This is a genomic window from Gemmatimonas aurantiaca (assembly GCF_037190085.1).
GTDB classification, from domain to species: Bacteria; Gemmatimonadota; Gemmatimonadetes; order Gemmatimonadales; family Gemmatimonadaceae; genus Gemmatimonas; species Gemmatimonas aurantiaca_A.
The window spans coordinates 1-23425 of sequence record NZ_JBBCJO010000015.1 but is presented as its reverse complement, the minus strand read 5'-3'; the positions used below and the strand labels follow the sequence as shown (position 1 = coordinate 23425).

The window sequence follows — 23425 nt, the reverse complement described above, 5'->3', positions numbered from 1 at the left end:
GCAATATCGCCGATCGATCCCAGTGCTGGGAAACCCCGAACCCGGAAGGCCTACGGTGAAGAACCGAGTCGCACGGGCGGACGGAACGCGCGGACAACCGCGCGAAGTTCCGGGAGGGCGAGATGTACGTACATGATCCCCTCGCCGTCGACCGTAACGGCCGACATGAACTGAAAGCCGGGACCATCACCCTCGGTCCAGATGATTTTTCCGGTGCGATCGAGAATCCAGAGCAACCGGTCGGAAACACACAGATACGACCCGCAGCGCGTGGGCGGTCTTGATACCACCGCGTCCAACGATGTTTTCCAGAGCAAACGTCCATCCTGCAGAGAGCGGCTCTCGAGGGTATCGGGCCCCCCGGACAGGACGATCTGCCCATCGAAAATCAGCGGTGGACCTGCAATGCGCGGCGTATTCGGACTGCTCAGCGTCGTCTGCCAGAGCGGGCTGCCGTCCGACAGCCTGAAGGCCAGCAGACGACCAAGAACCGTGGAGACGATCACACCATCGCTCGAGACTCCGGCTCCCCACATGGTCATGTCGTCGGCATAGGCGCCCGATCCGGCCAACGACTGTCGCCAGCGCTCGACGCCCGTGCGTCGGTCGAGTGCCAGCAAAACATCATTTCCTTCACCAGCCACTCTGATGGGATAGATCACGAGTTGACCAGCGATCACGGGGGCATAGACAGTCATCGCCACGGAGCGACTCCACAGCGTCGCTCCCGTGCGGGCATCGAGCGCACTCACCGAACCCAGGGGGTCGTTCGCCACGAACACTGTGTCGCCAGCCACGGCCGGCGACAGCTTGCCGACCTCTCCCGAAGAGCCATACGTCCAGCGGATGGCACCGTTTCTGGCATCGAGCCCGTACAGCGTGTGATATGGCACGATGATCACGCCACTCGTGTGCAGCAGGCGCTCCGCCCGCGCGATCGTGTTGCCGACCGGTTGCTCCCACAGCATGCGTCCGGTGCGTCGTTCGTGGGCCACCACACGATTGCCATGCACCGCCACGAGCATCGTGTCCACAACCACCGGAGCGATCAGGCTCGCACCATCGGCTTCCCAGATGAGGGTGCCATGGTCGTCGGGATCAGGCATCCCTGGCGCGGTACCCGAATCACGGCAGGCCACGGCAAACACCACCCCGCCGAGCATCAGGATGCTGTTCATCAGCATCCTGCCCAATCGAAGTCCATGAAGTACCATGCTGCAGAATACCGTCGGATCCCGCACATTTCGATGGCGGATATCACAAACCCGGTCTGGCACAGGTGCATTCCCACTCCCCCATTCTCCTCGGCATCGCGTTCGTCGCGCTCATCGCCGCCCTGACGGCGTTCGGTCGACGTTTGCCCGTGCCGGCCCCCGTCCTGCAGGTGCTCGCCGGGCTGGGGCTCGGGTTCCTCCCCGACGTCACCGTGCCGGAGCTCGAGCCCGACCTGGTCTTCTTCGTGTTCCTGCCACCGATTCTGTGGGCGGCGGCCTACTTCACCTCGCTGCGGGAGTTCAAGGCCAATCGCCGTCCCATCGCGCTGCTGGCGGTGGGACTGGTGGTGGCCACCACACTGGGTGTGGCCTGGATGGCCCGGGCATTGTTTCCGGGCATGCCCTGGGCCGTGGCCGTGGCGCTGGGGGCCATCGTCTCGCCGCCCGATGCGGTGGCCGCGGCGGCGGTGGTGTCACGCCTGCCCGTGCCACGACGGGTGATCGTGATTCTCGAAGGAGAAAGCCTCGTCAACGATGCGTCCGCGCTCGTGCTCTACCGGTCGGCGGTGGTGGCGGCCGTCACCGGCGTGTTCAGTCTGGGCGCATCCATCGTGCGCTTTTTCGTGGACGCCGGCGTGGGCACGCTCGTGGGGTTGCTGGTGGGATGGCTGTTCATCCGCGCCGCGCGTCGTACACGTGATGAACTCGTCGAAACGCTGCTGCTGCTGGCCGCCCCCTATGCCGCCTGGATGATCGCCGAGACGCTGAACGTCTCCGCGGTGCTGGCGTGCGTGGCGGGGGGACTGTACGTGCGACAGCATCTGTCCACCGCCATCACGCCCAAGTCCCGCCTGCAGTCGAACACGGTGTGGGAAGTGCTGATCTTCGTGTTGAATGCGATGATCTTCGTGCTGCTGGGCATGCAGTTCGCGAAGCTGCTGCGCACCAGTACGCCCGACGAGTTGCCGCACTACCTCGTGCCGGGCCTGATCATTTCGCTGGTCGTCATCGGGGCGCGTCTCGTCTGGGTGCCCATCGTCGGCTATCTGCCGCGGCTGTTCGATCGCGACCGGGCACGTCGCGAGGCCGTGTCGCCCAAGGCGGTGATGCTGGTGGCCTGGACCAGCATGCGGGGCATCGTCTCACTGGCCACGGCGCTGGCCCTGCCGCTCACGCTGGCCGACGGCAGCGCGTTCCCGTTCCGTGAGGAAGTGCTGTACGTGACCATGAGTGTCATTCTCGTCACGCTGGTCGTGCAGGGATGCTCACTGGCGCCGATCATCCGGGCGTTCAATTTCCAGCCTGAAACGCGGCATCACGACGAGGAGCAGTTCGCCCGCATGGAAGCGCTGCGTCGTGCATCGGAAGAACTCGAGGACGCCGCGCGGGAAGGGGCGCTGAGTCAGACCGACGTGACATGGCTGCGCAGCGAACTGCGGGAACGCCTGGAACATCATCGCGATCCGCAGGCGGCGCACGCGCGACATCATGTGCGTTCACGCATGCGGGAGGCGGAACGGCGTCTGCTCGTCCGTTTGCGCAACGAAGGCGCGATCTCCGACGAGGTGCTGCGTGAGCTCGAACAGGAACTCGATCTGGACGCGCTGCGGGGCGATCACGTCGATGCCAACACCGATCCACGCCAGGTGGCCGCACACTGAATCCCGGGCATCCCGTCAGGGGATCGCCACACCCTCCGCCGCGGGGGGCACGCGGGTGGTGCCTTCGGGCAACCGCTCGAAGCGACTCAGGCGTTCCACGTCGATGGCCAGCGCATCGTCCGTGCTGGTGGTGAAGATGCTGGCATATCGCGCGTCCCAGGTGATCTCGTCCCAGCGATAGGAGGTCCGCACCGAGATGTGCGTGGAGAACGTTTCTTCGTGTGCCGTGATGAGCACGAGGATCTCGGCGTCGCCGCTGCACAGCCGTTCGGGTGTGACACCGTGCAACGGGCTTTCGGCCGTGATCGGGTGCACGACGGTCCAGTGCAGCGGAAAGAACGGGACATTGTCGCGCTCGAGCGGCAGCGGATGGAAGTTGCGCTCGCGCTTGCCGTCGACCTCCTCGTACCACGACAGGCTCATGCCCACCCGCACGTCGGTGAGTTCACTGGGCAGCTCGTTCACGAACCGGAACATCAGGCCGCGGCCGCCTTCGTACGGAGCGATGACCGCCGACTCACTGAAACGCAGACGTGCGCGCGGCCGGGTGAGGCGCGCGATCACCAGACCGGCGACGATCATGCCGATGAGCGGCCCGAGCAGCGTCTGCACGACGGTGAGCAGATGCGCCGCACTGCCCACGGCGTGCAATCCGTCGGTACCGGTGGTGGTGAACGCACCGACGCTGTAGACGAAGGCGCGCAGGAAGGGATCGTCGAGTCCCAGCGTGCCCGTGCCGGCAATGGCCTCGCTGCCCAGCGAGCCGTAGGCCAGCGCGAAGATGCCGTTGATGAGCAGCACACCGCCAACGGTCCAGAGCAGGAAAACGCTCCACGGCGTATTGAGCGCTTCGAGGTAGAGCCGTTCGGTGCGCTGCGCGCCGAGTCCGTACTTGCGGGCGGTGAGACGGCCGTTCTTGGAGAGAAAACGACCGCGCGTCTGCTGGGCCACCACCCGGCCGAAGCCGAGGTCCTGGTTGGCGGCGCCTGGCACCGCGAACGGCGCGTCAGAGGAAGGGTCGACGGGCGGTAGGGTCATTGGAGGTGTTGGAGCCAGCGGAGCGGTGACGGCGTCGGTCATTGCAAAGTGTCTCATTCCGGCTCGGAAGGCTATCGTCGGGCGGACTCCCTCACACCGTTGATCCCTGCCCCCGCGCCAATCGTGCGGCGCGGTGCTAGCGTTGCTGCATGACCATTTCCCGGGATGAAGAACCGATGCATCGTCGCACCTTCCTGCAGCACGCGGCCACACTCGCGGCCGTATTGCCGGCGGCACCGGTCGCAGGGTCGGTGTTCGGCGCGGCGTGGGGACGCGGGAGGGACAGTGCCGATGTCGGGAGTCCCGTCGCGCCCGTGCGGGTCAACGGGGATCGCCTCAATGGCTGGCTGGCGCAATTCGATCGCATCGGCCGCACAGCGGGCGGCATCAACCGGGTGGCGTACAGTGAGGCCGATCTGGAGGGACGTCGCTTCACGCTCGACCTGTTCCGTCAGAGCGGCCTGACGCCGCGGCTCGATACCCTGGGGAACATCATCGCGCGGGTGCCGGGTACGGATGCCAGGCTGGCACCCATCATGATCGGCTCGCACATCGACTCGGTCACCGATGGCGGCAACTTCGATGGTCCCGTGGGTTCGTTCAGCGCCATCGAAGTGGCGCGGTCGCTGGCGGAGCAGCGTGTGCGATTGCGGCATGCGCTCGATGTGGTGGTGTGGCAGAACGAGGAGGGTGGAACCGTCGGCAGTCAGGGGTTCGTGGGGCTGCTCACAGAGCAGGACCTCGCGCGTGTCGCCCGCTCCGGAAAGACGCTGCGTGAAGGGATCCGCCTCATCGGAGGCGATCCGGACCGCATCGGCGAGAGTGTGAAGAAGAAAGGCGATGTGGCCTGTTACATGGAGTTGCACATCGAGCAGGGTGGATTGCTGGAGCAGGGCGGCCGGCAGATCGGGGTGGTGGAAGGCATCGTGGGGTTGCGGTGGTTCGAGGTCACGATCACGGGATTCTCCAATCATGCCGGCACCACGCCGATGGATCAGCGGCAGGATGCGATGCTGGCCGCGGCCCGTTTCACCGTGGCCATCAACGAGGCCATTCGTGGTGAACCGGGGCGACAGGTGGCCACCGTCGGGCGTGTGAACGTGACCCCGAACACCACCAACGTCATTCCGGGGCAGGTGGTGATGACGATCGATCTGCGCGATATCGACGGCGCGAAACTGGAGCGTTTCGCGGCGCGCTTCCGGCAGATCGCCCAGGAGATCGGAGAAGCCACGCGGACGACGTTCGCGTTCGCGACCAACGCCAACAGTCAGCCGGCACTCTCCGACCCCCGCATCATGGACATCGTCCAGCAGAGCGCCATCGCGCTGGGGTTGTCGCATCAGCGCATGCCCAGCGGCGCGGGGCATGATGCGCAGGAAGTGGCGCATATCGCGCCGATGGGAATGATCTTCGTGCCCAGCGTGGGCGGTATCAGTCACTCCCCGCGGGAATTCACGAAGCCGGAAGACGTCGCGCACGGTGCCGATGTGCTGCTCAACGCCGTGATCGCCGCCGATCGCGCATTGACGTGAGCGTGTCGAGGTGAATGCGGGAGTGAGGGAAACCGTCGAAACCGTGGCCGGTCTGGAGATCGTCACCGGTGATTCGCCATACGCGCTGGTGGAGCATCTCGACCAGATCCTGACCGCGATGCCGTTGCCACCGTTCGACGACGATATCGTGGTGGTGCAGAGTCTGGGCATGGAACGTTGGGTACGGCAGCAATTGGCCCGGCGACGCGGGTGTGCGGCGTCGTTGCGGTTGCCGTTTCCCGCGGCGTTCTGCCGGTCGCTGGCCGACGCGCTGCAGCCCCTCCAGACCATCGACGCGCGCTTCGAGGAGGAAGCGCTCACCTGGCGGCTCTTCTCGCTGCTCAGCGACGAAGCGTTGATGCGGGAGGCCGTGTATGCGCCGCTGCGGCAGTTCCTCTCACGGGCGGACCCGGTGAAACGGTACGGACTGGCCCGTCGCATCAGCGGCCGTTTCGACGAATATCGCCTGTATCGGCCGCAATGGCTGCTCGATTGGGAGTCGGGGAGTGACGCAGCGCTCGCCGAATCGCCGGAGGCGCACGACAATCCGCATGTCACATGGCAGCGGGCGCTGTGGCAGCGGTTGCTCGAAGGCAAAGGAGAGCGGCCACTGCACTTCGCCCGGTGGTTCCTGCAGACGATCGAACGTCTGGAGCAGGCGACCGTGGCTCCCGGAGGATTGCCGCCGAGACTGTCGGTGTTCGGCATCTCCACGCTGCCGCCACTGTTCATCCGTCTGTTGCAGGCGGTGGCGCGGTTCGTGCCCGTGCGTTTCTACGTGCTCATCCCCGATGGGGAGAACTGGCGGCCGGGTGAAGAGCACTCGCCTCTGTTCGAACAGTTCGGGCATGCATCGCGGGAACTGCTCGGCCTCCTGACCACGCCGTCACCCGGCGGCACGGCACCGCGCATGCACCATGTGCGTGCCGCGCGACCATCGGGCGATACGCTGCTGCATCATCTGCAGCGTGCCATGCTGTGGCCGGAGCCAGCTTCGTCCACGTACCTGGTCGCGCCCAACGATCGATCGATCGGCGTGCACATCTGCCATTCGCCGCTGCGCGAAATGGAGGTGCTGCGGGATCAACTGCTGGATGCCTTCGCGTCCGATCCATCGCTCAGACCTCACGATATCCTCGTGATGGTCCCCGACGTGGAACGTTATGCCCCACTCGCGGAGTCCGTGTTCGGGGGGGGCGGCTCCGGCAATCGGATCACCATTCCGTTCCGGGTGGCCGATCGTGCCCTGGCCCGCGAATCCGCGCCGCTGCAGGCATTCGAGCTGCTGCTGGGGTTGGTCACGTCGCGTCTGTCGGCCAGTGAGGTCATGCGCCTGCTCGCGCTGGCTCCCGTGCGTCGCAGGCTCGGTATCACCGTCGCTCAGGTGGAGCACATCACGACGTGGGTGCAGAGTGCCGGCATCCGCTGGGGGTGGGATGCCGCTGATCGTGCCGAACGTCTGGAGCTTCCCGCGTTCGGCGAAAACAGTTGGCGCACCGGACTCGATCGTTTGCTTGCCGGGTATGCCGCCGGCCCCGTCGACGCGATCATCGACGGCCGGCTGCCGGTGGCCGGCGATCTCGCGGGAGACAGCGAGTTGCTCGGCGTCTTTGCGGACTGGGCCGAGCGTCTGGACGAATATCTGCGTCTGCTCAGAACGCCGCGTGTGTTGTCGGAGTGGTCGGTGGTGCTCGAAGCCGTCCTCACCTGGGCCGTCGAACCCGATGGAGCGGCCGAGCGCCGGACGTACGAAGAGATTCTGTCGGAAATCCGCGCGCTGCAGGGCACGCTGCGAAACGCCTGGCCGTCCTTGCCACTCGATGATGATGGCCGTGGCCCCGTCGTGGCTTTCGAGGTGGTGCGGGACTGGCTGTCGTCGGCGATGCAGAGTCGGGAGCACGCCACCGGGTTTCTGACCGGTGGTCTCACGATCTGTGCGATGAAGCCCATGCGGGCCATCCCCCACCGGGTCATCGCCATGCTCGGTCTCGACGATCGCGCCTATCCACGCCGTGAGCGACGACCGGCGTTCGATCTCATCGGCAGCACCCGGCAGCCGGGTGACCGCGATCCGCGCATGGACGACCGGCAATTGATACTGGACACGCTGCTGTGCGCGGAAGATCGCCTGCACATTTCGTATGTGGGTCGCTCGCAGACGAACAATGCCGAGATCGCGCCCTCCATCGTGGTGGCGGAGTTGCTGCAGTATCTGCAGGAGACGGTGCGGACGACGGATGGTGCGCCCCATCCGTCATTGCGCGTGGAACATCGATTGCAGCCGTTCAGTGTGGCCTATTTTGCCACGGCGGATGACCCCACGGCGGCCCTGTTCAGTTATGATGCCGCATTGGCACGCAGTATATCGGATGCATCGGAGCGGCTGGTCGATCCGCCGTTTGTCGGAGTCGGGGCGCACACGGTTTCCGAACGCCTGGTGATCACGCTGGACGATCTCATGGCAGCGTGGTGCAATCCCTCGCGATTTCATGCGGAGCGGGTGTTGCAGTTGTCGCTGCGTGCGGCGCGGGAAGCCGTGCAGGATATCGAGCCCATGCAGATGGACGGTCTTCTCCGGACCCGTGTCCAGCAGCGCATGCTCGAAGATGTGCTGCATCGTGCGCACACGGCCGGTACGCGACGCCTGCTGGTGGAGGCGTCGGGAGAATTGCCTCCCGGTCCGCTCGGCGAAGCGTGGTACGATCGACTGTCGCGACAGATGGCGCCGATGGTGCGACGGATCGGGCGCCCGCAGTTTCTCGAGCCGCTGACCGTGGATGTGGAGAGGCGTGACTGGCAGCTGGTGGGGCGTCTCGATTTTCAGCTGCCGGATGAACAGTGGCGCGTGCGCGCGGCCACGCTCAAGGTGAAGGATCTCACGCAGGCGTGGATTGCTCACGTGGCGCGTGCCGCCGCGGGAGGCGTCGGTCCCACGCGTGTGATGTCGCTGGACGGCGTGCGTACATTCGAGGCCCTGCAGGAACCCATGGCGTTGCTCGACGTGCTCATCGGGCACTATCGACGCATGCTCTCCATGCCGGTGCCCTACTTTCCCGGCGCGGCCGAAGCCTATCGGAAGGCGGTGAATGCCACGAAGAAAGGAGCCAGATTACCGTTGGATGCCGCGCGCGCTGCCTATGTGCCCGGGGGGGAGTTCAGCACGGGCGACGCCGACGATCCCTACGTGGCGCTGCTCTGGCGTGGCCGTGATCCCTTCGAGACGCACGCGGAGGAATTCGTCGCACTTACCGAGGCGTTCTGGGTGCCGGCCGAGTCCGCGTTGACCACGGAAGGGCTGGTCGACGGGCAGGCCGATATGCGGATGGAAGCGGGGAGCACGGAATCGTGACCACGATCATGCCGCCCTTCGAAGTGGATTGCACGCCGTTCGATCGGGGGATCTCGCTCATCGAGGCCAGTGCCGGCACGGGCAAGACATTCAACATCGCCATGAGCGTGGTGCGCCTGCTGCTGGAGATGGAGGACGACCGCCCGGTGGTCGATGGTCTCGCCAATATCCTGGTGGTCACCTTCACCAACGCGGCGACCGAAGAACTGGTCACCCGCATCCGGAACATGCTGCACCTCGCGCGCGATGTCTGGGCAGGTGCCCGGGATCACGAGAGCACGCCGACGATCGAGATGCTGAGACGATTGGCCGATGGACGTGAACTCTGGGCACTGATGCGCATCCGGGAGGCGCTGGCCGCACTGGACTCTCTTTCGGTGTTCACCATTCATGGCTTCTGCCGGCGGGTGCTCGACGAGTTCGCCCTGGAGAGCGGCGCTTCGTTCGGTGTGCAGTTGCTGGAGGATGGTGAAGCGCTCATCACCGAAGCGATGGAGGACTGGTGGCGTCGCACATTCTACGAGAATGTGTCACTGGCCGCGTGGGTGGTGGCCAAAAGCTGGTCGCCACAGGTTTTTGCGCGGGACTACGCCACATGGCGCCGGTGGCCGGATGCCGACATCGACCCCGTCGTCGCACCGGGCGATGCGCAGGCTGCGGTGCGGCGCGCCCTCGACGCGTTTGCCGCGGTATGGTCCCTCGACGCCCTGCGTGCGGCCGCGGCGTCGGTGCAATGGAACAAGGGGGCTCCACTCGCCGCAGTCTTTGAAGCCCCGGAAGCGCCAGACGACCTGGAGCGGCTGGCCGTGCGCGCGACGACCGGTGATCTCTCCGCGGCACAGGAAATCGCCGACATGCTGCGTGCCGACGCGCTGTACGCCAAGGCGAACAAAGCCGGCAAGCAGAATCGGGCCGCGGCGGATGCCATCTCCGACTGGCCCATCGCACGAAAGGCGAGTGCATTGCACGAAGCGCTGCTCACGCTCGAGCTGTCGCTGAGAGCGGACTGTCTTCTGGCGACTGATACACGGGTTCGTGCGGTCAAGCAGGAACGCCATGTCATCGGGTTCGACGATCTGCTGGCGCAATTGCACACGGTGCTGGCCGCGCAGGGCAGCGACGGGCTGCTGGCGCGCGCTATCCGTCGGCAGTATCAGGCGGCACTCATCGACGAGTTCCAGGACACGGACAGTCATCAGTTTCATGTCTTCCGGATCGCATTCGCGAAACGACCGCTTTTCCTGATCGGCGATCCGAAACAGGCGATCTACGGCTTTCGTGGTGCCGATGTACGGGCCTATCTGGCGGCGGGAAGAGCCGCCGCGCATCGCTACACGCTCGGACAGAATCATCGCAGCACACCCGCGATGGTGCAGGCGGTGAATGCGCTGTTCTCGCGTCGGGCGGCACCCTTCGTCGACGACGAGATCCGTTTCCAGCCGGCCGTGGCGCGCGAACACCCGGCACCACCCGCGCGGTTGATGGGCAGGCACGCATTGCAGTGGCTGTATCTGCCTCCGGAGGAGCGCAACGGCAAACCCGTGCCCACGAGTGCGGGCGATGCCAGGGCGCTGCTTCTGGAGGCGTGTGCCGACATTGTCGTGCGGTACGTGGCGGAAGGCTGGAATCCCAATCGCATTGCGGTACTGGTGCGGGCCGGCCACGAAGGGGCGGATATGGTGCGCCTGCTCGCGAATGCCGGTGTGCCGGCAGTGCTGACGGGCCTCGGCGACGTCATGCACTCCCGTGAGATGGAGGAACTGCAGCGCGTGCTCGAAGCCATTGCCGCGCCCGGAAACTTCGCGCGGGTGCGGGCGGCGCTCACGACAGGTCTCTGGGGGTTCGGGCACGATGATCTCCGCCGCCTGAATACCCCGGCCGGGGAGGCCGAGTGGGAGGAGATCCTCAATCATTTCGTGACTCTGCGTGATCTGTGGGTCGCCCGGGGCGTGTTGCAGTTGCTCGGCCGGCTTTTCGAGCTTCGGCAGGTCGTGGCCCGTTTGCTCGCGCAGGTCGATGGCGAGCGACGGCTCACCAATCTCCGGCATGCGCAGGAGCTGCTGCACGAAGCGGCCGAGAGCGAGGCACTCGGCATGGAGGGGCTGCTGCGCTGGCTCGAATCCACGCGCGCGGAGCAGGCCGATGCCCGGGGTGTCCGAGAACTGCGTCTGGAGAGCGACGACGAGGCGGTGCAGGTGGTGACGGTGCATCGCAGCAAGGGACTCGAATACGATATCGTGCTCTGTCCCACGCTCTGGAGCGTCCGTCGCGTCGATGCGTCGGCACCGGTGCTGGTGCATGAAGGTGAACGCGTGGTCTTCGATCACGGCTCGGCGCAGCGGGAGACGCGGATTGCCGAAGCCGAGCGCGAGCGGTTGGCGGAAGATTGCCGGTTGGTGTATGTGGCGCTGACACGCGCGCGGTATCGCACGTATGTGGGATGGGGGCCCATCGGGCGTGCGCCGAACGGTTCGGAACACTCGGCGCTGTCCTGGCTGCTGTATGATGGAGAGACCGTGAACGCATCACCGGCGGAGGTGGCCGAATCACTGCGTGACGATCTGCATTGCTGGGAACCCATGCTCCGTTCACTCGTCGAGGCACATGCCTCATACATGGCGGTGGACATCGTCGACAGCTGGCGCCCCGTTGGCCGGGTACCGACCCAAGTCCGGAACGCCGATGTCACACCCGCCGCGCGGATATTGCCGGCGTTCCCCACGCCCCGGGAACGTTTCTCGACCTTCTCGATTGCCAGCTTCACTTCGCTGACGGCTGGCAGCTACGAAGCCATGCGGGGAGCAGCGCACGAGGGTGCCGCGCGTGACCGCGACGATCAATCCGACGTCACGCAAGCCGCGCCCATCGTTCGTGAGGCCGGCGATTTCCGCACATTTCCGGCAGGCACCGGGCCCGGTATCGTGCTGCATGCGTTGTTCGAGCGTGCGTGCTTCGACGCCACGGATGAAGAACTCCGCGCGCTGATCTGGAGAGAACTCGAACCGCTGGACATGAGCGCGGAAGAACGGAACGCACGCATCGAAGCCGTTCTGGGCATGATGCGCGGTGTGCTGCGATCCCGGGTGGGCGCCCTGTCGTTTTCTCTCGATCAGGTCCCAGCCAGTCGCACGAAGCGGGAGTGGCAGTTCCTGCTGCCGCTCGCATCGACCGATCATGCACTGACTAGGCAGGGGCTTGCCCGCGTGTTCGCGCAGTATGGAGGTACACGTGGCGCCGCATACGCCGATCAGGTCCGCGCCCTGGGTGCCGATCGTGTGCATGGATTCCTCACCGGCTTCGTGGATCTGTTGTTCGAACACGAGGGACGATGGTATGTGGTGGACTGGAAATCCAACCAGCTCGGTTTCGATATCGACTCCTATGCAGAGGCGTCACTCGAGCGGGTGATGGCCGGCCATCACAACGTCCAGCAGTACCACCTCTACCTGGTGGCGGTGCACCGCTTCCTGAAACAGCGTGTACCCGGATATCGATACGAAACGCATATGGGCGGTGCCGCCTACGCATTTCTGAGAGGGTTCTCTCCGGCGGTGGCTGCGGGCAGCGGATGGTATGTCGACCGTCCCGATGTCACCCTCATCGACGCGCTGGATGCCGTGCTCGACGGGCGTCGTTCAGAGGCCGGAGCATGAACACGGGCGCGAGTATGAATACGGGTGTAAGTACGGATGTGGCTTCGGGAAACGTGCCGGTGGAGATCGTGGTGTCGACTCTGGACCGGTCGTTTGCGCGTCTGGTGGTGCGTCTCGCCGGCGAACACGGCATGACCGATGGGACCAAGCAGGAGCTGTTGCGGTGCACGGCCCTGCTGGTGAGCGCCGAGCGAGCCGATGGCAACAGTTGTGTGGAACTGGGAGAGTACGCCGGGCAGGAAGTCGATCTCGGTGGCCGTGTGATGCGGTTTCCCTCTCTGGCCGAATGGCAACGGCTTCTCCTGGACAGTGGCGTGTGCACCCCTGCCTCCTCCGACGCCGCGGATGAGGCGTCCACAGACGGCTCTTCCCTCTTCGTTCTCGAAAACGAACGGTTGTATCTGTCGAGATATCACCGGGCGGAATCACGACTGGCCGTCGCAATCCGTCGGCGCGCCGCGGCGGTGGTCACGATCGATCCAACCGTATCGACGGCGCGGTTCCGCGCACTCTTTCCATCGGCCTGTGACGCAGCGACGGTGGATTGGCAGGCACTGGCGGCCGTGGCTGCGCTTCGGTCACCGCTGGTGTTCATCACCGGAGGGCCCGGTACCGGGAAAACCACCGTGGCCGCTCGGCTGCTGGCGCTGCTGCTCGACCGGGATCCGGGGCTGACGATCGCACTGGCCGCACCCACCGGACGTGCCGCGGCGCGGCTGTCGGAAGCGATTGGTGCGGCGGCTGTGCGCGATGGTCTTCATGAGCTCACGCAGATTGCGGCGGCGACCGGAGGACGCACGTTGCATCGTCTGCTTGGCTATCATCCGGCCACGCAACGATTCCGCTTTCACGCCGATCGTCCGCTCGCCGAGGACGTGGTGGTCGTCGATGAAGCGAGCATGGTGGACGTGCTCATGATGGACGCGCTGTTTGCGGCTCTCAAACCATCCGCGCGTGTGCTCGTGCTGGGCGATCCCGATCAGTTGGCCAGTGTCGATACGGGATTCGTGCTGGGGGATGTCACCAGGGCCGCGCAAGGCGATGGACGGGCGGGCGCCGTTCGCTATTCGGCCGATCTCATACAGGCGTACGCGACACTGTCCGGTGTGCATGCTCCGGCGCTGGTACATGAAGACCATCCCCTGCCGCTGCAGGATGTGGTGATCCGATTGCAGGTGTCCTGGCGTTTCGGACGACAGGTGGGCATCGGACGTCTGGCGGAATGCACGCGGCTCGGGCGCAGCGACGAGGTGCTCGGAGTGCTCGATGACCCCGCGTGTGATGACGTGGCGCTGCGCGATCTGCCTGGCACGGCAGCGGTGCTGCTGGCACCCGTGCAATCGCAGATCGAACGTTTTCTTTCGGCCATCACGCCCGACGACGCTCTCGGGGCGCTTGCCCAGTTCCGCATTCTTGCCGCGTTACGGGAAGGTCCGAGCGGCGTGGCCGGGCTCAACACCCTGATCGAAAGCTGGCTGCAGCGACAGGGACGTTTCGTGGCGGGATGGTACGATCATCGCCCCATCCTGATCACCGCCAATGATCCGTCCACGCAGCTCTACAACGGCGATGTCGGAGTGGTGCTGGCGGTGGGCGGGGTACCGATGGTGCATTTCCCCACGCCGGAGGGTGGGGTGCGTTCGCTCTCGCCGTCGCAGCTGCCGATGCACGAAACGGCCTGGGCGATGACGGTGCACAAGTCGCAGGGATCGGAGTTCGATCATGTGCTGCTCGTGCTTCCGGATGTCGACAGCCGGGTGCTGACCCGTGAACTCGTCTATACCGGGGTGACCCGCGCCCGCCGTTCCGTCACGTTGTTCGGGGACCGGCGCGTTCTGGTTGCCGCGATCGAACGATCGGTGGCGCGGGCGTCGGGGCTGGTGCAGCGCTTGCGGAGGTAGCGGGAACAACGACAAAAAAAAACAGCTTCGCCACGGATTGCGCGGATGGGGCGGAAACAGCACGGATAACTACGAAAAAACATCTCGTTGTTGATCCGTGCAATTTCCGCCCCATCCGCGCAATCCGTGGCAGAGCAGTTCTTGTTGTTGCTGTCTTCGCTATTCCGCCGGCATCTCCACGCTCCACAGGCGCTTGCCGGTCACATCCCACAGTCCGGCCGTGAGCGCGCGTGTACGGGGATCGACATCGAGCGTGCCGTAGAACTGCATGTTGTCGCTGGGCGGACGATTGGGCTTGGGGGCCGGGCTCGCGAAACGCACTTCGGGACCGAAGGTGTTGTCGAGCAGATTCGGACCGAACGTGCCCGCGTGCATCGGACCCGCCACCAATTCCCAGAACGGGTTGAACTCGGTGAACTGCGCGCGCTCCGGTGAGTAGTGATGCGCGGCGGCGTAATGCACGTCGGCCGTCACCCAGACGGTGTTGCGTACATTCGCCTGTTTGAGCGACCGCAGAAGTTTCGCGATCTCGAGTTCGCGGCCCAGCGGTGCGCCATGGTCGCCGTTGGCCACCGCTTCGTAGTTGCGTTCACCGTTCCGTATGCGGTCTGGCACGATGAGGCCGATGGGCATGTCGCAGGCGATGATCTTCCAGGTCGCGCGACTGGCCTTGAGACTCTTCTCCAGCCAGGCCAGTTGGTCGGCGCCCAGAATGGACGACTCGGGCGTCAGCTCAGTCTGCTTGTTGGGGGAGTTGGCGCCGCGATAACTGCGCAGGTCGATGACGAAGATCTCGACGAGCGGTCCGTAGGAGAACGAACGGTAGATCCGGTCGCGCTCGTCGGGGTTCCGACGAATGGGCAGAAACTCGAAGAGCGCCTGTTTGGCCCGCTCCGCGAGCACCCGCACCCGTTTCTCCGTGAACCGGGGATCGTTCTGCAGCACGAGATCATGGAACCAGTTGTCACACACCTCGTGATCGTCCCACTGCGCGACGATGGGCACACTGGCACCGAACTGCCGTGCATGCGGATCGAGCAGATTGTAGGCGAAGGCGCCGCGGAATTCGTCGAGCGTTTCCGCCACCTTCGACTTCTCCTCGGTCACCAGATTGCGCCAGACGGTACCGTCGTCGAGCTTCACTTCCGGCAGCAGCGGTTGATCGGCGTAGATGTTGTCACCCGAATGAATGAACACATCGGGTTCGGCCCGCCGGAGTGCATCGTAGATGCGCAGTCCACCGCGCGATTCGTCGATGCCCCATCCCTGGCCCACCATGTCGCCCGACCAGATGACCCGTATGGGACGCTGTGCGCGGGCACCGATGCGGGGCGGTGTGCGGAACTGACCCACCAGCGGCTCACTGAATGCACCCGGCGCATCGTCGCTTTCGTAGCGCACGCGATAGAAGATGTGCTGGTCGGCCGGAAGCCCCGACAGATCCACGTGCGAGGTGAACGCCGAGTCGGGGCTGGTCATACCACCCCGCACGCGCCGGACATTGGTGAACTTGTCGGATGTGGACCACTCCACCAGGCACTGCGCCGGCCGATCGGTGCGACTCCAGATGATGGCGCGGTCGGGCAGGACGTCGCCCGTCTGCACGCCACCCACCGTCACCGGCCGCAGGCGTTCCGAGGTGATGATGCCCGGCGCTCCCCCCAGCCATCGGCTCAGCGCACTCTCGCCCGTGGGCGAGGCAATGCCCCCGGGTGGTCGCCAGAGTGCGGCGCCCGAAGCGATCGTGGTACCCAGGAAAAGCCGGCGGGAAATTGAAGGGTCGGTCATGCGCAGAGCCTGATGGAAGGAAACGAGGATCAGTTCTTGAACGGCATGATGAGCGGCGACGTCCGGTTGGCCACCAGAATGGCGTTGACGTCGTTCCGGATTTCGACGGTCCGGGCCGTGGTGTTCATGATGAAGCTGTCCATGCCGAGGTTGGTCGGCAAGAAGGCCGGCACGACCGCCGTCATGTACGGTGCGCTCATGTCGAGATTCGTGTTCACCTGAGCCTCGGCGAACGGCACCGGGAAGCGCAGGCCGATGTCCGTGGACCGACGCCCCTCGGCGAGGAAGATCTCCTGGCGCATCAGATAGAGTACGTAGTACCCATCGGCGACGCTGTCGATCTGGTCGATGCGCTCCGCGGTGACGGAGGTGCCGGAGACCGTCGGGACACGCACGGTCGCTCCTTTGCGATACAGGACGAATCCTGTCTGGAATGGCGCCCCGGGCGCAAACGCCACACGATAGTCCGTGCTGTCGGGATAGATCACGATGCCGCCGGAACGTCCGCGGTTCTGATTGCGGGAGTCGACCAGCTCCGTGGGGCGCTGCTGCACCAGCGTGAGCAGTCCCTTGAGACGGGTGCGCGCCGTGGTCAGATCGCTGGTGGCCAGTGCCGCTTCCGCGAGAATGGCGTGGGCCTCCTCGGCCTTGAGCAGCGCGAGCGGGCTCTGTACCTGTGCCCCACGATTGGGATACTTCGGATCGAGGAAGTCGAGACGGGGCAGTGGCTGATAGTTGTTGGTGGCGCTCGTGATCAGCCCCTGGAAGCTGTTGGACGGCCCCGTGACGCCGTCGAAGGTGGCGTTGCGCAGGAACTGGGGCGAGGCCGCCAGCAGGGCGGTCGCTTCGGTCGTGGCGTTGGCGCGATCGCCAAGACGATAGTACGCGCGGGCCAATGCCGCCGTGCAGGCGTTCCGGAGCGCCGCATCGGTGTACAGGGTCCGTGCCCGCTTGAGATCGTCGATGGCCAGGCGCAGGTGACCCGCCGCATCGACGATCGGCCCGAGCGCCGTGGCCGGCATACCCGTGAAGTATTCACCGACGAAGATCGACCCCATGGCGCGATAGAAGAGCAGATCGGCTTCGTTGCGTACGCGGGCGACGGTGTCCGCGGGAAGGACCACCTCGATGCCGTAGGTGGCACTCTCACGCAGACGGGCGATGTCGGTGAACATCGAACGCACGTCGAGGTCCTGGTTGTCGATACGCGGCTGATCGAAAACCTTGCTCTGCGTGGTGTAGTTGTTGAAGTAGTTGTCCGATACGATCTCGGTGTTCACCAGCAACGTGTTGAGCGTCTGCAGGAAGGTGCGTTCCACACCCTTCACCCAGAGCCTGGAAGCATCCGGCGTGCGCAGGAACGCGCTGTTGGTGACGTTGGGGTTCCGCACTTCGGTGGGACTGAACTGGTCACACGCGGTGGAGAAGAGCGCCGTGGCGACGATCGCTCCGTGCATCAGGTGGCGCATCAGGCAGCGCATCACGTGTGGCGTCGGTCGCGGTGTCAGGTAACGGGATCCGGGGGTCATGGCGGTACGTCGGGTCATGTCAGAAGCCCAGGCCGATCGACAGCAGGAAGCTGCGTGCGGCGGAATCGGTGGAGTAGTTGAAGCCGCCCACGGCGGCCGCGCCCTGGCCAATGGCACCGGAGAGGTCCACTTCGGGGTCGAAGCTGGAGGTGGCCCAGGTCAGCAGGTTGTTGGCCGCGAAGCTGATGCGCGCGGAGCTCGCACCACGGGGCACGAGACGTTCCGGCAGTCGGTACTCGACCGACAGATTGCGCAGCTTCACGTAGTCGGTCTTCTCGACGAAGAGATTGAAGACGTCGAGCCAGATGCCGGTCGGTCCACCGGCAGCCTTGACGGCCGCGGCGGGCACGATGGTTTCCGGCAGGCCATACTGGAACCGGAAGTGACGATCGAACGAATGCGACGAGGCGCCGAACTGGTAGTCACCATCAACATTGACGGTGAAGCGGCTGCCGAGCCGGAGCTGCGCCGACATCGAGCCGAAGGTGTCGGGGTGCGGTTTGCCGAGATACTGCAGCAGCTCGACTTTCTGCAGCGTTCCGTCGGGATTGAACGTGGCTTTCGATCCGCGCAGATATCCCACCGGCTGACCGGCTTCGACCACTGCCTGGATGGTGCGTTCGCTCAGGCCACCGAGGTTGAACACCGGCGTGTTGCCGGTGCTGACCATCTTGTTCTTGAGCGTGTTCACCGAGCCGGTGAGCGTGAGGCGTCCCGCGGGGCTCGACCAGGGCACGATGGACGAACGGAGTTCGATGCCGCGGTTCTCGATTTCCCCGACATTGCGCAGCTGCGTGGTCTGGCCGGTGGATGGGGCCGACGGCGCGTTGAGGAGCGCGTCCCTGGTGCGGGCCTTGTAGACGGTGAGGCTCACCGTTGCGCGATCGGCCAGCAGGCTGGCATCGAAACCGCCTTCGAAGGTGCTGGTGCGTTCGGGCCGCAGATTGGGATCGCCCGGCTGGCCGAACGTGGCCGCCAGTGCACCACCCAACGAGGAGAAGTTGATCGTCTGGTCGTTGGCGAACGGACGCGGGAAGTTGCCGGCCACGCCGTAGTTGCCGCGCAGACGGAACTTGGGAAGCCAGCGTTCGCCGACGAGATCGCGCATCCACGATTCCTGCGTGACTTCGTACACGAGTCCCACCTTGGGGTAGTACTGCGCACCGACGGTGGAGCCGAAGGCGGTGTTCTGGTCGGCACGCAGTCCCAGCTCGAGGAAGTACCGATCGCGCAGGCCGATATTGGTCTGTCCGTACAGGCCGTAGTTGGCCACCCGGAACGTGGCATCGGCTCCGGTGGTGGTGCCGGCGCCGGTGATGGTCTGTGCACCGTCGCGCACGTTCGTCGCGGTATAAGCCACCTGCTCGTCGTCATTGCGGAAGAGCTGACCGCCGAGGGCGGACACGATAGACACCGCGCCGTGTGTGTAGCGATGCTGCGCCGTCAGTTCGCCCGTCAGGCCCTGATAGGTGCGGTCGTAGTTCTGAATGCTGCCACGATCGGACGTGCCGGCCGGATACTGCTTGGTGTGAATGAGGAATTCGTTGGTCGTGATCGCACGCTCGTGCGTCAGACGCTGATCGATACCCACGTTGGCTTTCACCGAGAGACCCGTCAGCGGCTCGATGGTGAACCCATGCGACGTGGTGAAGCGCCGCACGCGCACCGAGTTGTCCTGCAGGGCTTCGGCGCGGGAGACGAAGCGCTTGAGCGCCTGCCAGGCCGAATCACCCAGCATGTCGATATCGGGATTGAAACCGAACGCGTTGGAGCGACCGCCTTCGATGAACCAGAGGGTGTTGTAGCCACCGGAATTGCCGTTCCGGAACCGCGGATAGGCGTCCTGATTGTACGACAGGGAGCCGGTGTAGCGTCCGCGGCGTCCCATATCGGCCCCGAGGCCGGAACGGAACGCGAGCGCATTGTTGTCCCCTTCCACGCGATGGCTCTGCGCGGCGCGCGCACTGCCGGAGATGCTGTAGGTGAAGCCACCCACGCCGCCTTCCACGCTGCCGCTGTATTTCTGCGTCACCCCGTTGCGGTAGAGCAGGTCCCGCGTGCGATGAAAGTGCTGGAACTGGGTCTGCGGCGTTTCCACGCCCGACTCGACTTCCAGGCTGGCCCGTGTCGGTCCCGCCACACCACGGCGCGTGAAGATCTGAATGACGCCATTGGCGGCATCCGATCCATACAGCGTCGTGGCCGCGCCACCGGGGATGTGTTCGATGCGTTCGATATTGTCGAGCGGGATATCGGCCAGGGCGCTCGTGGCCGCGCCCTGATGCGCGGAGCCCGAGAGATTCATCCCGAGCGCGGCAGGTGTGTTGAGATTGTCCACCCGCACACCATCCACATAGATGACCGGCGTGGAGTTGGTGCTGACGGAATTGATGCCGCGGGTCCGGATCAGCGAGGTCGTACCCGGCTGGCCGGATGTCATGCGGATCTGCGCGCCCGGCAGCTTGGTCTGCAACAATTGATCGAGGCGCGTGGTGGGTGAGGCCTCGATCTCGTCACGCGAGATGACATCGACATTGGTGGAGAGACGACGGCGTTCCATTTCACCACCCTGGCCGGTGACGACGATGCCATCGAGCGCGAGCGCCGAGTGTTCCAGCGTCACATTCACTTCATTCACGCCCGTGCGGATGGTCACGGAAATCCGCCGGAGCGCAAAGCCGATACGCCGGGCTTCGAGCGTGTGCTCGCCGGGTGTCACATTCGCCATCGTGAAACGTCCACGGTCATTGGACTGGGCGCCCCGCTCGAGCCCCACCAGGCGCAGCTGCGCATTGGCGATGGGGGCACCGGTTTCATCGCGCACGATGCCGGTGAGTGAAGTGGAGGTCTGTGCGTACGCGGAGTTCGGAAGTGACGCTCCGGTCAGCAGCAGCGCGGCGACCACTGCGCGGAGACGACAAAGACCGGAGTGCCACGCGCGCGGGAAGCGCGGCACGGAGAGTGCGGAGATCACGGTGTTCTCGAAGATGTGAGGGTCACGATGCAGTCCATGCGATCGGTCGCTGCATCACGTGCCCAGACTATCCGGAGCGTTCCCGGGACCGACGACGGCCCCGTAACGCGCGCGCAACGAGCCTGTCAGGGAGATGGGGCCGGCCATCGATGGCTTCCGGGTCCTGCCTCACCCCTCGCGCTCTCGCCGATGACCGTTACAATCGTTAGGCTAAGAACGAAGCCGCTTCCCTCCCACCCGATTGGCCATGTCTTTGCTTCGTCACGTCCTCCGCCCGATGCGCTTCGGCGCTTTCCTCGCCCTTGTCGCCACCGCCCGGCCCGCTGGTGCGCAATCGGATGAACCGTTCCTGCGTGTCCGGGTCGACGACGCGCGCAACCGGGCGTTGCTGGAGATTCCGGCGGCGCAGCTCAATCGTGAATTCCTGCATCAGGTGACGCTCACCACCGGCCTGGGAACGGGGAGTCTCGATCGGGCCACGACTGGCCCCAGCGCGATCGTGCGGCTGGAACGTCGCGGCAATCGGGTGTTGATGATTCGTGACAACTGGTCGGTGCGGGCCCCCAATGGCGATGCGGCCAATCAGCGCGCCGCCGCCGAGGCGTTTCCACGCTCGGTGGTCGGCTCGTTTCCGGTGGAGAGCGACAACGCCGGAGTGTTGACGGTCGACGCCACGTCGCTCTTTCTGGCCGATGCCTATGGTGTGGCCGACGGTCTTCGCGGGCAGGGCGGTGGGGGTGCCTATCGGGTGGATGCCGCGCGCAGCTACCTCGACGGCGATCGCACGCGGTCCTTTCCGCGCAATGCGGAAGTGCATGCGGTGCTGACCTTCGTTGGAGATCAGCCGAACCGCGCGCTGTCGCGTGTGGCGCCGGATCCCCGGGCGCTCACATTCGAAGAGCATCACTCGCTGGTCGTCCTGCCCGATCGCGGCGGTTTCCGTCCGCGCGACTATGACCCGCGTTATGGATTCTTCGGTACGCAGTTCGCCGATCTCTCCGAAGGGTTCGACGGCGACTATCGGGCCGGCTACATCAATCGGTGGCGACTGATTCCCCGCGATCCCGCTGCGTATGCGCGGGGTGAACTCGTCGAGCCGGTCACACCCATCACCTACTATCTCGATCCCGGCATTCCCGCGCCGTATCGCGAAGCGCTGCGCGAGGGTGGCAACTGGTGGGCGAAGGTCTTCGAGGCGGCGGGCTTCCGCAACGCGTTCCGTGTGCTCGATCTTCCGGCCGGTGCCGATCCCATGGACGCGCGCTACAACATGCTGATGTGGGTGCATCGCACGGGGCCGGGCCCGAGTGTGGGTCCCAGCTACAGCGATCCGCGCACGGGTGAGATCATCCGCGCCGTGGTGCGGATGGATGCCTGGCGTTCGCTCGTCGACTACAACATCTGGGCCGGTACGGTGCCGGCGTTCGGTGCGGCGGGTCCCTCGGTGAGCGCCGAGGCGTTCGTGATGGCCCGTCGTCGCCAGCACGCCGCCCACGAGATCGGTCATACCATCGGCCTGCAGCACAATTACATCGCGTCCTCGCAGGGACGCACCAGTGTGATGGACTATCCGTTCCCGCTCATCACGCTCGATGCCAGCGGCGGTATCGATCTGCGCGATGCGTATCGCAGTGGTCCCGGGGCCTGGGATTCACTGGCCATCCGCTTCGGATATACGTGGTATCCCGATGCGGGTGCCGAGAAGGCCGGACTGGCGGCGATCATGAAGGACGGGTTTGCGCGCAACGTCCGGTTCATCAACGACACGTACGCCAACGCGAACGGTTCGATCCCCGAGGTCACGCGCTGGGACGAAGGCGCCACGATGTTCGACGCGGTGACGCGCAGCAGCAAGGTCCGGCGTGTGCTCATGGACAAGTTCGATGAACGCGCCATCCAGCCGGGCGAACCGATGGCGCTGCTCAACATGCGGTTCGCACATGTCTATCTGCATCACCGGTACTCGCTGGAAGGCCTCAGCAAGTATGTCGGTGGCATGGACTTCACGTTCGCCATGCGCGGCGACGGGCAGGTGCCCACGCGGGTGATTCCGGCGGCCGAGCAGCGACGTGCGCTCGCGATGGCCCTCGACGCGCTCAAGCCGTCGGAGCTCACGGTGCCGGAGCGTGTACAGAAGCTGATTCCGCCGCCGCCGCCGGGATTCAATACCGATCAGACCTGGATCGGCGGCAGCGGCGGCACGGCATTCGATGCCATCACGCTGGCCGGGGGGCTGGCCACGGAAGTGATCGGCTATCTGCTCGACCGGGATCGTACCGCGCGTCTGGTGCTCTTTGCGGCGCGGGATCCCCAGGCGCTCACGCTGGACGAAGTGATGCGTACCATCGTGGCCCGTACGTGGGGCGCGACCGTGCCCGCCAATCCGGCCGAACGAGCGGTGCTGCGCGCGTCACAGCGTGCGGCGCTCGACGCCCTGCTCGATATCGCCGGTGATGTGCGTGCGATGCCGGATGTGCGGGCGACGGCGATCACGCAGGTGCGTCAACTGCAGTCCCGATTGACCACGATGGCCACGGCGGGGGATGCGGCGGCGGGCGCGCATGTCACGGCGGCGCGGCACGATATCCAGCGCTTCCTCGATGGCAACGACAAGCCGGAATTGCGGCCGCGGTATCCGGTGTTGACGCTGCCGTGGCCGTGATGAGAGAGATCAGATAGACAACAAACAGCCTTGCCACGGATTATGCGGATGGGGCGGAAACAGCACGGATAACTACGAAAACATCTCGTTGTTGATCCGTGTAGTTTCCGCCCCATCCGCG

The 23425-nt window shown here is 65.2% G+C and carries 11 protein-coding genes; 6 read left to right on the top strand and 5 right to left on the bottom strand.

Annotated features, from left to right (window positions below; translation table 11 throughout):
• Window positions 1–50 precede the first annotated feature (50 nt).
• Entirely contained in the window at window positions 51–1178 is a 1128-nt protein-coding gene (locus WG208_RS18290; protein WP_337172837.1) for a PQQ-binding-like beta-propeller repeat protein, read from the bottom strand.
• A 101-nt stretch (window positions 1179–1279) separates the two neighbouring features.
• Here WG208_RS18290 and WG208_RS18285 point away from each other — a divergent pair, with 101 nt between their 5' ends.
• On the top strand, window positions 1280–2875 hold the full coding sequence (locus WG208_RS18285) for a Na+/H+ antiporter (protein WP_337172836.1): 1596 nt from the start codon (window positions 1280–1282) through the stop codon (window positions 2873–2875).
• 15 nt (window positions 2876–2890) lie between these two features.
• Here WG208_RS18285 and WG208_RS18280 read toward each other — a convergent pair whose 3' ends face one another.
• Window positions 2891–3913: a hypothetical protein gene (locus WG208_RS18280; protein ID WP_337172835.1), complete on the bottom strand. Its 1023-nt coding sequence runs from the start codon at window positions 3911–3913 to the stop codon at window positions 2891–2893.
• Window positions 3914–4062: 149 nt separating this feature from the next.
• On the opposite strand from WG208_RS18280, the gene WG208_RS18275 reads away from it, so the two are divergent.
• The 4 genes from WG208_RS18275 to recD are packed head-to-tail and all read left to right on the top strand — an operon-like array spanning window position 4063 to window position 14351.
• Window positions 4063–5448 (top strand): Zn-dependent hydrolase, encoded by a 1386-nt coding sequence (locus WG208_RS18275; protein ID WP_337172834.1) that lies wholly within the window; start codon window positions 4063–4065, stop codon window positions 5446–5448.
• Window positions 5449–5470: 22 nt separating this feature from the next.
• Window positions 5471–8797 carry an exodeoxyribonuclease V subunit gamma gene (locus WG208_RS18270; protein ID WP_337172833.1) on the top strand — a complete coding sequence of 1109 codons (3327 nt, stop codon included), beginning with the start codon at window positions 5471–5473 and terminating at the stop codon, window positions 8795–8797.
• Entirely contained in the window at window positions 8794–12450 is a 3657-nt protein-coding gene (recB, locus tag WG208_RS18265; protein ID WP_337172832.1) for an exodeoxyribonuclease V subunit beta, read from the top strand. The genes WG208_RS18270 and recB overlap by 4 nt, the downstream gene beginning before the upstream one ends.
• A gap of 38 nt (window positions 12451–12488) precedes the next feature.
• Entirely contained in the window at window positions 12489–14351 is a 1863-nt protein-coding gene (recD, locus tag WG208_RS18260) for an exodeoxyribonuclease V subunit alpha (protein WP_337172831.1), read from the top strand.
• A 159-nt stretch (window positions 14352–14510) separates the two neighbouring features.
• Here the strand turns inward: recD and WG208_RS18255 are convergent, their stop codons facing one another.
• The 3 genes from WG208_RS18255 to WG208_RS18245 form a co-directional block, all read right to left on the bottom strand.
• On the bottom strand, window positions 14511–16139 hold the full coding sequence (locus WG208_RS18255; RefSeq protein WP_337172830.1) for an alkaline phosphatase D family protein: 1629 nt from the start codon (window positions 16137–16139) through the stop codon (window positions 14511–14513).
• Between the two features lie 29 nt (window positions 16140–16168).
• On the bottom strand, window positions 16169–17608 hold the full coding sequence (locus WG208_RS18250; RefSeq protein WP_337172829.1) for a hypothetical protein: 1440 nt from the start codon (window positions 17606–17608) through the stop codon (window positions 16169–16171).
• Window positions 17609–17687: 79 nt separating this feature from the next.
• Window positions 17688–20642: a TonB-dependent receptor gene (locus tag WG208_RS18245; RefSeq protein ID WP_337172828.1), complete on the bottom strand. Its 2955-nt coding sequence runs from the start codon at window positions 20640–20642 to the stop codon at window positions 17688–17690.
• A 247-nt stretch (window positions 20643–20889) separates the two neighbouring features.
• Here WG208_RS18245 and WG208_RS18240 point away from each other — a divergent pair, with 247 nt between their 5' ends.
• Entirely contained in the window at window positions 20890–23304 is a 2415-nt protein-coding gene (locus WG208_RS18240; protein ID WP_337172827.1) for a zinc-dependent metalloprotease, read from the top strand.
• The last annotated feature ends 121 nt before the right edge of the window (window positions 23305–23425 follow it).

Bases quoted from the DNA above. Each gene is read 5' to 3' on its own strand.
- WG208_RS18290 (WP_337172837.1), bottom strand. From the start codon at position 1,178: ATGAACAGCATCCTGATGCTCGGCGGGGTGGTGTTTGCCGTGGCCTGC.
- WG208_RS18280 (WP_337172835.1), bottom strand. From the start codon at position 3,913: ATGACCCTACCGCCCGTCGACCCTTCCTCTGACGCGCCGTTCGCGGTG.
- WG208_RS18275 (WP_337172834.1), top strand. From the start codon at position 4,063: ATGACCATTTCCCGGGATGAAGAACCGATGCATCGTCGCACCTTCCTG.
- WG208_RS18255 (WP_337172830.1), bottom strand. From the start codon at position 16,139: ATGACCGACCCTTCAATTTCCCGCCGGCTTTTCCTGGGTACCACGATC.
- WG208_RS18250 (WP_337172829.1), bottom strand. From the start codon at position 17,608: ATGCGCCACCTGATGCACGGAGCGATCGTCGCCACGGCGCTCTTCTCC.
- WG208_RS18240 (WP_337172827.1), top strand. From the start codon at position 20,890: ATGTCTTTGCTTCGTCACGTCCTCCGCCCGATGCGCTTCGGCGCTTTC.